At 61.0% G+C, this 11,771-nt stretch carries 10 protein-coding genes; 1 reads left to right on the plus strand and 9 read right to left on the minus strand.

Translation table 11 applies throughout. The features are described 5' to 3' along the window. Positions 1-60: 60 nt before the first annotated feature. The 7 genes from ACLFKU_RS22960 to ACLFKU_RS22990 form a co-directional block, all read right to left on the minus strand. On the minus strand, positions 61-537 hold the full coding sequence (locus ACLFKU_RS22960; protein ID WP_410850579.1) for a DNA-deoxyinosine glycosylase: 477 nt from the start codon (positions 535-537) through the stop codon (positions 61-63). Continuing rightward, positions 537-1,256 carry a chorismate--pyruvate lyase family protein gene (locus tag ACLFKU_RS22965; RefSeq protein WP_410850580.1) on the minus strand — a complete coding sequence of 240 codons (720 nt, stop codon included), beginning with the start codon at positions 1,254-1,256 and terminating at the stop codon, positions 537-539. The genes ACLFKU_RS22960 and ACLFKU_RS22965 overlap by 1 nt, the downstream gene beginning before the upstream one ends. Before the next feature lie 270 nt (positions 1,257-1,526). After that, complete coding sequence (gene gmtX, locus ACLFKU_RS22970; RefSeq protein WP_410850581.1) at positions 1,527-2,186, minus strand: gamma-mobile-trio protein GmtX; 660 nt, start codon at positions 2,184-2,186, stop codon at positions 1,527-1,529. Continuing rightward, on the minus strand, positions 2,183-4,762 hold the full coding sequence (locus ACLFKU_RS22975; protein ID WP_410850582.1) for a VPA1269 family protein: 2,580 nt from the start codon (positions 4,760-4,762) through the stop codon (positions 2,183-2,185). Before ACLFKU_RS22975 ends, gmtX begins: the two co-directional genes overlap by 4 nt. A 30-nt stretch (positions 4,763-4,792) precedes the next feature. Continuing rightward, on the minus strand, positions 4,793-6,190 hold the full coding sequence (gmtY, locus tag ACLFKU_RS22980; RefSeq protein ID WP_410850583.1) for a gamma-mobile-trio recombinase GmtY: 1,398 nt from the start codon (positions 6,188-6,190) through the stop codon (positions 4,793-4,795). Positions 6,191-6,614: 424 nt separating this feature from the next. Next, positions 6,615-6,848, minus strand: a complete 234-nt coding sequence (locus tag ACLFKU_RS22985) for a hypothetical protein (RefSeq protein WP_410850584.1) — start codon at positions 6,846-6,848, stop codon at positions 6,615-6,617. After that, a complete protein-coding gene (locus ACLFKU_RS22990) occupies positions 6,849-8,633 on the minus strand; it encodes an ATP-binding protein (RefSeq protein WP_410850585.1) in 1,785 nt (594 codons plus the stop codon). Between the two features lie 378 nt (positions 8,634-9,011). Here ACLFKU_RS22990 and ACLFKU_RS22995 point away from each other — a divergent pair, with 378 nt between their 5' ends. Continuing rightward, positions 9,012-9,263 (plus strand): hypothetical protein, encoded by a 252-nt coding sequence (locus tag ACLFKU_RS22995; protein WP_410850586.1) that lies wholly within the window; start codon positions 9,012-9,014, stop codon positions 9,261-9,263. A gap of 200 nt (positions 9,264-9,463) precedes the next feature. Here the strand turns inward: ACLFKU_RS22995 and ACLFKU_RS23000 are convergent, their stop codons facing one another. Both ACLFKU_RS23000 and ACLFKU_RS23005 read right to left on the minus strand, forming a co-directional pair. After that, on the minus strand, positions 9,464-10,090 hold the full coding sequence (locus ACLFKU_RS23000; RefSeq protein WP_410850587.1) for a tyrosine-type recombinase/integrase: 627 nt from the start codon (positions 10,088-10,090) through the stop codon (positions 9,464-9,466). Between the two features lie 397 nt (positions 10,091-10,487). After that, complete coding sequence (locus ACLFKU_RS23005) at positions 10,488-11,723, minus strand: IS91 family transposase (RefSeq protein ID WP_410850590.1); 1,236 nt, start codon at positions 11,721-11,723, stop codon at positions 10,488-10,490. Positions 11,724-11,771 lie beyond the last annotated feature (48 nt).

The raw sequence follows: 11,771 nt of genomic DNA on the forward strand, positions 1-11,771 counted from the left end.
GGTCGCGTGAAGCGGCCCGGCGCACCGGCGATGCTTGGCCCGCGTCCGGAATGAATGCCGTCAGGAAAGAATCTCCCGCCAACACGAGAGCTTCTGTTCGAATGAAAGCGTCGCATTCGCGGGGCTCGACGACGGCAATACGAGTGTTCGATAGCCTGCCGCACCGATGACCGGCGCGAACCGCCCCGCCGTTTTCCCATTGAAGCAAACCTTATCCAGCAACGGCGCATGCTCGCGCAACGACTCGAAGTCGTTCGGCTGCGCATGGCGGATCGCCGAGTCGAGACTGCCTTGACGGTGGCATGCATCGAGCACATCCCAGATGCCGATGCGATGTGCGAGCACGCGCGCGAGACGCTCGTCATACGGCAACTCGTGCAGCGCGGGTTCGTCGAGCACCGCGCCGAGCAGGCGCCAGAACTGGTTGCGCGGATGCGCGTAATACTGCGCCGCGGCCAGTGACGCTTCACCGGGAAAGCTGCCGAGTATCAGCGTGCGCGTGTCGGCCGCGACGACCGGTGGAAAACCGCGCAACATCAGCGGCTCCGATCGTCCGACGCGCGCGGCGCGGCATGCGCGCGCGACGCGGTGTGATCGAGCGGACGGCCGTGGTCGCGTATCCGCTCGTGCGCGACATGCGCGCCTGAAACGGGCTCGGTTGCAGCGCCGCCCGAGGGCCCCGCCTGCTCCAGCCGGGCCAGATGCTCCCACAGTGCCGGCAAGATGCATTCGGTCACCATCAAAGGCGCGCCATGGCGCTCGAACACCGAGCGCCGTGCGACCAGCGCATGCGGCGCATCGACGGCGCCGCCGCCGATCTCACGCGCCGCCAGCCGATACAACGGATGCCGTTGTCCCACCCTGCGGCTCACCAGCGACGAACGCGCGACGCTGCTATCGCTATACAGCAACTCGGCGAGCGGCCGCGTGCGCAGCCGCCGCGTGGCCTGCCAGATGCCGACGCTCGCGGCGCGCGGCGTCACGCTATGCGCGGCGACGAACGCCACACCATCGACCGACAGCACCACTTCGCGCACCCACACGGGCGCGCGCGGCGTGAGTCCGAGCGCGGCGGCTTCGTCGGGCCACGGCAGCGCGACCGCTTCGCGCGTCACGCGCACCGCGACCGCGCCGAGCACGCGCAGATGCGCGGTCAGTGAACCGCCGCGGGTCAGCCAGTCTTTCTGGGCAGCGCTGAAAGTGGGCAAAGGCGCGACGCGCCAGTGGGTGTCTGCGGGATCGAAACGGATAGGCATGGTGTCGGATTATAGCGGCGCGCTCCGACGGCATTTTTCGTGGCAACGCTTGCGCTGATCGCGCGCGCCGCTCCAGACAGAAGCCGGCGCAAACCGACGGCAAAAAAAATGCGCTGCCTCGGGACTTCTACCCTAACCATACATAGTTTATAAACCGACGAGCCAGAAGCCTTGTCGCATAAGGCGCTAGTGCATGGAACATTGCGATGTATAAATGCATCGCTACGATCAGGCGCCGACGGCTACGTCGGTGCTTTTTGTTTGCGCCGGTCAGTCGCCTAGCACCTTGCGAATTGCACGCGTGAAGCCCACTTCAAATACCGTTCGTCCACGCTCATTCACAATCTCGCCGTGGCTACCTTCCCGCAGACCACGCTGTTCAAGATAGTCGACGGAAACCGCCTTCTGCAGTGCCTCGCGCTCCGAAGGCGTAAGCTGGGCGGCCATAGCGAACACGGCCACCGATTGCGGACGCGATTCAGCGACACCGGCACCGAGCGGACGCCATTCCACGCTCACGTGCGTGTTGTTTTTTAGGACGTTGATTTGCGCCTTGAGCTTGTCGCGTTCGGCAACGATGGCTTGCATGATGGAACGAATCGCTGGGTCTTCGATTCGCATTAGGTACTCGTGGCTCGCCGGCATCCTTCGTAGCTTAGGTACGGGTGGCCCAGCGTATGTTGCCCAAGCTTCTATCATTGCGCGGTAATCGGCGGACTGGGCATTGTAGAGGGCGCGCCCCTTCATGATGCCCTCGGCTTCGGCCAGACGGCCAATGGCCGCCAGCGAGAAGTCACGGGAGCCGACTTGGTGTTGCTTGCGGCAGACCTCGTGCATCCTCGTCAAGTTTGAGCGCCGGTTAGAGCGGCCGCCCTTTTTGAGTAGCGACTCCAGCACCTCGTCCGGATGGATGTCGGTCTTGCCATTCATACTTTACCTCCCCCGAGGGCCTCACGCCCGGCTGGATACATAGGACCGCGCTTTGTCGTGGGCAGCAACGAGAGAAGGTTGGCACCGAAGTGTTGGCTGAGTGTCACGCCCGCGTCCATCAACTGAATAAGTTCTCGTTTCCCCAGCGCTGGATTTGCCGGGTTCATCTGCTGGGCCAGACGCCGCATAAACGCATTACCAGCTAGCAATTGCTCTTGTTCGCTCAAGAGCATAAACACAGGCGGCAGATCCTCTCGGTAAAGGACCGCGTCGAGCAGTTGGCTACGGCGAAACACCGCCTTTCCCGATTCGAGGTCAGGATAAACCTCAGCATCTTCGCAAACACCGGCAAGCTGGAGCAACTCCGACTGCGAATGCTCGAAGGCGACATGCACGTCGCCCATCTCGCCGGCGGCCACCATCCGGTTTCCATCGCCCTTCGGGGTTTCAAGCACTGTCTTGCAACGTTCGATAAGACGCCAGCAGGCTACAAGGTCCTCAGCGAGGTCGCTAAATAGCTTCATTGAGCGTTCCCACACCCGCTCGGCTTGACGGTAAGTGGTCAGCCCAGCGAATGGCTGGCCTGCATCTTCCGCATCGATTTTCTGTTTCTTCAGTCGCTGAAGTTCGTCTTCACGGACTAAGCAGGCATTTCGGGCTTCGTCGAAGTGGTACGCGACGGTGTTGAAGTGAGCGACCAAAGCCGGCAAATAGTGTGGTTCGGTCACAAACCAGCGGCAACGCACGCAGTTTCGGCTACCGCCCGGAACAGGTCCATATTTGGGACTTGAAGCTGAGCCAAGGTCAGGCCCACCGTTGTAACAGCCGCCCACCGCCCCGTTGTCTTCAATCTCGCTGGTGTTGCCACCTACCAAACATAGACCGTGGTGCATAGGCATCCAGCCGACTGGATTGCGCGCCGCTGGATGCAGCGGGATGGCGGCGGCGACGCTGGTAACGCTGTTGCAGATCGCGTTTTGCAGGAGCTGATCGTGCTCTGTGTCGAGCAGAAAGTTCTGGATGCTCTTTTCGTTGTTCCCCTTCAACCGCTCAGCCGCGTCAAGGAGCACTTCGTGCACGTGCGACGCGCCGGGCTTCACATAGTACAAGGTCATCAGTAGTCGGCTATGACCGACGAGTTTCTGCAGGACGGGAAATGGTACCTGGCCTTCGAGCGCCAGCGCGGTGATGAGAGAAACGCGTAGACTGTGCAGAGGGAAGAGCGTTGTGGGATATCCTGTCCGGTCTTCCGCGGGGCGCAGGAACACAATCGGTGAGCCGTTGCGGTGAGTTTCGTGCCTCTCAGCCAGCCTTAGCTGCAGGGCAGCAAGCAGCTTGAACCAAGGATTGTCAATTGAGTTGTCCGGCATGGGCAGGTTCCGCTCTCCCTCTCGGACTTCCGGCATTCTGAACAGAAAGCAGGTGTCTGGATAGCTAGCAAGTTGCATCTCACTCTTTAGCTTCATGTGGCGACCGTCCAATTCTGCCCAGGCGGTGCGAGACGAGATAGGGTTGTACTTTTCCTGCCAGTTACGCAGCTTCTCCAGCCAGTGGAAGACGTCCTGGTGCACCGGCCCGCCAAGCGACCACGGCAATACATAACCCATCTCGGGCCCAGACCTAGCGATGTCCGCGGTCTTGTTTGTGTTGATATACAGTAGCGTTGAGACGACATCGCCATCAACGAGCGGGTCGCTGCGCCGGAACACACCCTGCTGCAGAGGTCGACGTTCGCTGCCCTGCGCAAGCCTATTCGAATTCAACGTCCAGTTTCCTGCGACGTAGCGCCAAGTATCCGCCTCCCCTGAATCGAGCATGCGCACCTGAAACGTACGGAGGGGCAAGATGAGTTTCACGACCAGCGCCACCCAACGGACGGGGCTCCACATTTCCAGGCGCGTACCGTTGCTCGTTTGGCGCTTACGCCAAACGCAATCTGGGTCGTCTTCATCAATCAGTTCTTCGGACACATCGAACCAATCGGGTCCGCTTCGTCCGCGCTGACCGATATCAGCTCCCAGCGCACTCTGCGCCCAATGCCAGTCGCGGAAGTGCTGTCCCGCAGCGAGCATCTGTCGCAGTTCCTCAATGTAACCGTATGGAAGAGGAGAATGCACGCTCTCGTCGCGTCGTGGAAGGCCACTCTTGGACATTCGAGGTACGGGATTGCGGAAGGCTGGCAAGATCACTGCTTGCCCATCGTCGCCAGCGTCGCTGAACCGATGCAGCAGCACAAAGTGCAGAAACTCATGGACGTGATTGTTGTACTCGACGCCAGTGCGCGAGTCTGGGCAAGACGTCCGGTAGAAGCCGGGCAAAGCGGTCGCGCGCGCGAAGAACGTCGCTGGGTCGAGGGGCAACTTCTGCTGAACAAGATACCGTTCAAAGAACGCCCTTAATGCTTGTAGCCGTGCGACGATACCGCGCGTTTCGCCTTGTAGCCAGTCGATCGCCAGGAGACGCCACACGGCGAGCTGCGGATACTCCAGATCAACCCAAAGGAGCATGCTATCCGCTTCGCGTCTTACTCCCTTGTATTTGCCACCAGCAATGGCGGCGACTTCGGCCCTGGTCATTATTTTTCTCTCTTCTGCCACGCGAATCCCCTAGTTGTTGAGTTCGCTGCTGGAAAGCGCCAGTCTCCACTCTGATTGCGGTCCTATATATTTTTCTCGCAATCGCTGCGCGGCTGCTTCCAGCGCCGCCAAAGCCTCTCGGTTGTTCGCCTGCGTATAGACCTCCTGGCTCTCCATTGAAGCGTGATGCATGAAGCGGCGGATGAGAGCCTTATCGACCCCCGCCTTCCGAAGACGCCGACCATAGGCGTGCCGGTGACCATGCGGCGTTGTGCCAAGTGACTTGCTAACCGCGAGACCGACACGCTTACAGGCTGCGGCGTGCGCTTTGTTGTATTGGGTGAGCGTATACATGGCGCCAACGGGACTTCGATGCAGGTTGATGAAGGCGAAGGGGCTATCTCGCTCGACGCGCGCGACTTGTTCCAGATAGCGGTGCCAAAATTGCGAAAACCATTCGCCATACTCCGGCAGGAACCAGTACGCCCGTTTGTAATACGCCGCGTCGTGGGTACCCCCTTTCCAACCGGCGTGCCGTCGGTCCATCAGGTCTGTACGAGGTACTAGGCCGAACTGATGGATGAGGTACTCCGCGCGATTGCCTTTACGTAGCCTTCCTAGTTCGTCGCGCCAATCGGCAGGCGCAGCGCCATATCTGGGGTGGTGGATGTGAACCGTGGCTTGTCGCGGTTCGGCGAGATCGGGAAACACATCGTGGATGTAGAGATGGAACGGCTCCGACTCGCGGAAACCCGCGCCGTGCAGGAGCAATGTGATAAGCATGCCGCGATAGTCATAGCGCCCGTTCACACAGAATCCGCGGAACAACAGTTCCTCAAAGCGTTCCTCAGGAAAGGCCGGTGGTTGGCTGTTCCCGACCTTTGGCGGGCGTCGACCTCGCACTCGGTGTCCAAGCTCGCCAAGCCGTGTCGCCCCCCAAGTGTGGCCTAGAAAGGCCTTGCCGCGTCGGTACTGGTAAGCGGCTTCGTCGATCTGCCGGTCGAACGCTCCGCCGGCGTACCGCAGGTTCACCTTGGACGCCTCGGGCCGCATCTCGCCAAGCCAATCGAAGAAGTCAGAGAGGTATGTGATGATGTGCGACGCATCTTGTGCCGAGCGCGGTGCCCAGCACAAGTTGGTCGGATCGAGACCAGTCTCCCGGTCGAAAGTCCCCGTGTAGAGCCTCTGCGCGAAATTCCGGAACAGGCGGTACGTGTCACGCTCCACCGGGTTAGTCTGCATGTACTCGAGAAACATCCGAACCGAGCGCGTTACCTTTCGCATCCACTGCAAGCTCCGGTCGTGGTACCGGGACATCAAATAGTCAAGGAGCGGTTCGAGAACCCCGGCAGGCGTTAGGAGGGCGGGAACTTCTACGCAGACGCCAGTGGTATCGGTGTACACCCTGCAACGTATCGCCACGAACATTCAGAGTCCCCGGTCTCGCAGAAGGCTCATTGCTTGGTTGAAATTTAGACGATACAGATACATGGCGAGGTCTATAGCGCCGCCGCCTTCGTTAGTACGGGTGTCAAAAAACTTTGAGCCGCAGAGTAGAAGTTCAAACTCTCGATCGCCCACTCGGGCATGCCACCGTTCAGTGCCCTTCGCCTTTACGGGCTGAAAAGTGATATCGAGTTTTGCGTGGGTCGCTAGCGCTTTTAAGGCCTCGACCGCACTGATGCGCCGCAAACGCGCGAGTTCTTGGGGCAAGTGGCGGACCAAAACGAATCCCCTCGGTGGGCCAAAAGAGATTTGTCCAGCTTAACGCCAACCCACTTTCGAATTGCGCGCAATAAGTCGGACGAATGCGACCCCGGTCCGCGGCTTCCTAGACCAGTTGATTCTGATGCTACCCCTGATTTTCCGCCTCAACAACAATCAACGCATCCATAGACAACACGACCAGCAGTTCGATCACATCGAAAAACGGGTATTCGTATTTCGCGGTTGATGCCGACCGTCTTTGTTGCGTTGCGGAAATCGAGCGCGCTAACAGTGCGTTGCGCGCCAGACGCATTTCGACCCGTTCCCGCCGATCGAATTCGAGCGGCCGGGATGGCGGTTTTCCGGGTACTGCGGCCATTCATCTAGTCAGATCGGACGACGGGGATGATCGCAGGACATCCGCGAGGTCTTCGAGCGACAGCGGCTTGACAAGGTGGAAGTCGAATCCGTCGTCCTCCGCCTCGGGTACCCCTGCTGCCGCGGTATGGCCTGTCAGCGCCACCAGCCGGGTCAGCGCGCACCGTTCGCGTTCGCGAAGCAAACGGGCCAGTTCGTGGCCATCCATGCCGGGCATACTGATGTCGATCAGCGCCACGTCCGGCGTGAACGAATCAACGATTGACAGCGCTTCGGGACCGCTTAGCGCCTGCTTCACTTCGTGCCCTTCCAGGGCAAGCAGCATGCTGAGCGCCTCGGTGGCATCCTCGTTGTCATCAACGAGCAGGATGCGAGCGGGCGATATCACGCGCGGTGTGGCAACGGTGATCCCGGCCGTGCTCCTGCTGCAGACGATGGGTAGCCGGATGGTTACCACAGTACCCTCACCAGGCCCCGGGCTTTCAATCGCGATCTCACCGTTGTGCGCGTTCACCAGATACTTCACGACGGTAAGGCCGACGCCCAGACCGCCTTCTGCGCGCTTTCTGGCAGCGGCCGACTGGGTGAACATGTCGAACACATGCGGCAGCAGGACCGGCGCAATGCCGACGCCGGTGTCCTGGACCGTGATGACCGCCTCACGCGGCGTCGAATCGTGCTCCGGAATCGTCGCGGAGTCTGGCGCCTCGACCGACAGCGTAATCATGCCGTCGGCAGGCGTGTACTTCACCGCGTTCGACAAGACGTTCGAGAGGACCTGGGTCAGCCGGGCATGATCGGCAAACACGGTCACCGGATAGGGTGGAAGGACCGTGTGCAACTGGTGGCGGCGCCGGTCAGCATCGACTCTCACTGCAGCCAGTGCGTCCTTTACGATGTCCGCAAGCAGACTGTATGAGGGCCGGACCGATAGCTTGCCATGCCGAATACGGGATGCGTCGAGTAGGTCGCTCACGATGCGCTTCAGTTGCCGCACCTGACGCTCGGCGACCGCGAGCGCGGCCAGCGCCGGCGGATTCTCGCCGATGAACTGTCGCGCAGCGGTAAGCGCGCTGTCAATCGGGCCAATGGGATTGCGCAGTTCATGACCCACGGTCGCGATGAATTCGTCCTTGTGTGATTCATCGCTCGCCAGGGCGTCCCTCGCCGCCTCGGCTTCCGCGGCGCGAGCTTCTGCGACCGCCCTGTTTCGCGTAATAACCAACGCCGCACAGGCGAAATTCGCGAGACTGCTCAGGATTCGGCGGTGTTCGTCGTCGAAGCGGCGCTCTGCATCATGCGACATCACCCACAGCGCGCCCCACGGCTCAGGGGTACCTGGAATCGGCACAACCAGTTCCTCAACGATCTCCGGTATCGCGCTCCCCAGACAGGCGAAGTGGCGCTGCGGGAAAGCGAACAGCTGCGCGGCACCCAGTGCGAGCGTGACCCCGGAGGGGCTGTCGTCACGGGAAATCATCTTACCCACGAACTCCGCGCAGCGGCCTGAGAGCGCGGCCCAGCAGAATGCAGGTTCGTGTTCACCGTCGCTTTCGAGCCGGCTGATGCCGGCGCTACCGGCGTCGCACAGCGTAAGGGCGATCTCGGACAGTACCTGCAGCACGGTACTGTCCGGCGCGGCGAGCGCCTGCGCGAGTCGATGTAGGGCGTTATTTTCCGCTGCAAAGTCAGGCGACCGGGCGGGACGCCCTGCGAGTTCGTCTGTGATGAGCGCCCCTGCTCGCCGGACGCGGCCGACCACGGGCGACTCGGACGATTCGATCATGATGCACCCCGGAATTTCATTGGCCACGCAGCGTGGGGAAAAATGACCGACTGACTGAATTTTAGCGCCTGCTCCGGGGCCCGGGTCAACGTCGGCGACAATCAGCGGCGATCAGGTCTCAGGCTTAAAAACGCCATCTGGTCAAGGCAGTGGCTTCCAACATGCTCACCGGTCCTTGGCGTATCGCTTCTTTCCGGTCTGCGGAGCATGGTGTCGAACCTCTCTGAACAGAACAGCCGCTTTCGAAGAGAACAACCGCTTGCGATCGACCGGTGGTCTCGCGGCGGCCATGCAGAACCGGACAGGGGTTCTGGCTTTGCATAACAGACGATGGGTACTTATCCTTTTTATTCCATGACAAAATGTCCCGAGACTGCAATGACCATGGCGAATGTCTGTCGATATGTGGTTGTGACGAAAGAAAGATACGATCGGGATGCGTGGCGATCGGAGTTCTTCGTCGGCGTCGAAGACCCAGACCCCGCCGCCGCTCTCTTCCATGAGGGTGACTGCAGTCCGCAGTTTGAAACCGCCGACGCCGCTGCGAGCGCGGCGCTTCGGCGCGGCATCGAATTCGCGAGGTCGTTGCCCGACCCGATCGTAGTTGGACTACTGACGCTTCACAGCTAGAGCCGATCTTTGCTCGCACCAGCGTTGCGCGCCACCGACGACACGGTACGCCCATGGTCGCTATGCGCCGTCGGCTTAAGCCGTTCAACGCGCGAAAGGCCGTTGTCCAGTGTCAAAGCGGTCGCCCAAATGTCCGATTACCGGCAGAAGCGAACGACACTTGATGGCCGGCAAGCGTCCGCTCACCGGCCTCAAGGCAATCAGACTTCAGTTTGCTCTGCCATCTCAAGGGCATCGTCGACTTCAATCCCGAGGTACCGCACGGTACTCTCGAGCTTCGTATGGCCCAACAACAACTGAACTGCACGGAGATTTTTGGTGCGTCGATAGATCAGCGAAGCCTTCGTGCGGCGCATCGTATGTGTACCGTACGCTGCGTCATCGAGTCCGATTGATGCGACCCAGCGATGAACGATGCGGGCGTACTGACGCGTCGACAAGTGCGGCGACGCATGTAGGCGACTTGGAAAAAGATAGTCAGCCGGCTTCAGTCGTTGCGCAGCGATCCAGGCCTCCACGCTCTGCCGCGTTTGCTCCGTGATCTCAAACTGCACGGGTCGTTGCGTCTTTTGTTGCATGAAAGTTGCCCGCGAGACCACGTGGGTTCCCGCGCAAATGTCCTGCACTTGCAGCCTAGTCAGATCGCACGCTCGCAGTTTGCTATCGATCGCTAGGTTGAACAACGCCAGCTCGCGAACATTGCTCGACATCTGAAGTCTCGTGCGGATCGCCCAGATTTCACGAAGCTTCAATGGTGGCTTCTGACCGGTAAGCCTGCCTTTGTTCCACGGCGGCGGCCGGCCACTTGAAGAATTAAGCGTTTCCATATCAACCTCCTCTTCAACGAAGGGAGATCGATTGTGTGCTTTCGGGCGGACGCTGTTCGTTAAGCGTTGTTCGACGCCTGCCCATGTCTGCTGCCGCGTGAGTAAGCGACGGCGTATGCGGGCAGGCGTTGGACAACGCTCGAGGGAGGAAACCGCGGGGTGTACCGAGGCGGTTATGGGGATTGAAGTGATCGCGTGGCCCGGCTGATCACGCGTTGTTCGGACGAAGCCGAGGCTGGCCTGATGCCGATGAAGTTGCGATGCCGTCGCACAGCGCATTGGTCGCGACTGCCGACAGGCGGCAACTTCTGCCTGGCGAGATGCACACAAACGTCTCCTGCTGGCGCTCGTTGCCGAGGAGCCGACAGTCGGACTGAAGATACCTGGTCATTCTGGTTCACGCATCACCTCTGCAACCAGGTGGCGCGCGAATCGGGTGGCTACGCGGCAGGATATCGACGATGACCATCGGTGCGCCGCAATGCCGGCAGACAAATGTCGGTGCCGTTGTCTGGGCTGACGCGTCTTCACTGGCGGCAATGGTTGCCGGAGCGTGCAACAGCGCGCGTATCGTCGCCAGGTTCTGCCGGCGCACCGGGTTGGCGAGCAGACCGTAATGGCGGATGCGGTGGAAGCCCCCGGGCAGCACATGCAGCAGGAAGCGTCGCATGAATTCCTGGGGCGCAAGCGTCATCGTCTTGTGGCGTGTGCGGCCGCTGGCCCGATAGTCCTTCCAGCGGAAGGTCACGCCGCGCTCGTCGAACGTGACGAGGCGCTGGTTGGAGATGGCCACGCGATGCGTATAGCGCGACAGATACGCGAGTACTGCCTCAGGACCAGCGAACGGGCGCTTCGCATACACCACCCATTCGCAGGCGCGCAGTGGCGCAAGCCACCGGGTAAAGACCGCGGGATCGGCAAGTGCAGCGTACTCGCCAAAGAAGCGTAGCTGGCCCCGGCGACAGGCATGGGTGAGTTCTTCCAGGAAGCGCCGCCGGAACAGCCTCGAGAGCACACGTACTGGCAGGAAGAAGCCGGGCCGGCATGCGACCCACCGTTCACCGTCAGGCGCGAGGCCTCCTCCGGGAACGATGCCATGTACGTGAGGATGGTGCGTCAGCGCCGAACCCCACGTATGCAGCACCAGCGTGGCGCCAATCCGCGCGCCCAGATGCTTCGGATCGGCGGCGATGGTACGCAGGGTTTCGGCGGCAACGTCGAACAGCAGCCCGTAGATGATCGACTTGTTGTACCAGGCGATCGCGCTGATCGCCGCAGGCAGCGTGAAGACCACGTGGTAATACCCGACCGGTAGCAGATCGGCCTGACGTGCCTCGAGCCACCGGTGCGCGGCGCTCCCTTGGCACTTCGGACAATGGCGGTTACGGCAGGAGTTGTAGGCCACCTCGATCTGTTCGCAGCCACAACAGCGCAACACGTGCCCACCCAGCGCCGCGCTGCGGCACTGTTCGATCGCCGACATGACCTTCAGCTGTCCCAGGCTCAGCTGTACGGTCTGTCGCCACGCGGGCCCATGCGCGCGGAAGACGTCCGCTGCGGATTTCGGCGAACGTGACCGCCGATTTCGGGAACGTGACCGATTCGGCGGGGTTGGGCGTTGCGCGGTGTCGATTGTAGATTTCCTTGTCAGTTCTGGTCGAGTTCCGGCTCCAGGACGTTG

The organism is Paraburkholderia sp. EG304, assembly GCF_046543485.1.
GTDB classification, from domain to species: Bacteria; Pseudomonadota; Gammaproteobacteria; order Burkholderiales; family Burkholderiaceae; genus Paraburkholderia; species Paraburkholderia youngii.

Excerpts from the sequence above, each read along its gene's own strand:
- gmtY (WP_410850583.1), bottom strand. The coding sequence starts at position 6,190 with ATGTTCGTGGCGATACGTTGCAGGGTGTACACCGATACCACTGGCGTC.
- ACLFKU_RS22960 (WP_410850579.1), bottom strand. The coding sequence starts at position 537 with ATGTTGCGCGGTTTTCCACCGGTCGTCGCGGCCGACACGCGCACGCTG.
- ACLFKU_RS22985 (WP_410850584.1), bottom strand. The coding sequence starts at position 6,848 with ATGGCCGCAGTACCCGGAAAACCGCCATCCCGGCCGCTCGAATTCGAT.
- ACLFKU_RS22995 (WP_410850586.1), top strand. The coding sequence starts at position 9,012 with ATGACCATGGCGAATGTCTGTCGATATGTGGTTGTGACGAAAGAAAGA.
- ACLFKU_RS23000 (WP_410850587.1), bottom strand. The coding sequence starts at position 10,090 with ATGGAAACGCTTAATTCTTCAAGTGGCCGGCCGCCGCCGTGGAACAAA.
- ACLFKU_RS22990 (WP_410850585.1), bottom strand. The coding sequence starts at position 8,633 with ATGATCGAATCGTCCGAGTCGCCCGTGGTCGGCCGCGTCCGGCGAGCA.
- ACLFKU_RS22965 (WP_410850580.1), bottom strand. The coding sequence starts at position 1,256 with ATGCCTATCCGTTTCGATCCCGCAGACACCCACTGGCGCGTCGCGCCT.
- ACLFKU_RS22975 (WP_410850582.1), bottom strand. The coding sequence starts at position 4,762 with ATGACCAGGGCCGAAGTCGCCGCCATTGCTGGTGGCAAATACAAGGGA.
- gmtX (WP_410850581.1), bottom strand. The coding sequence starts at position 2,186 with ATGAATGGCAAGACCGACATCCATCCGGACGAGGTGCTGGAGTCGCTA.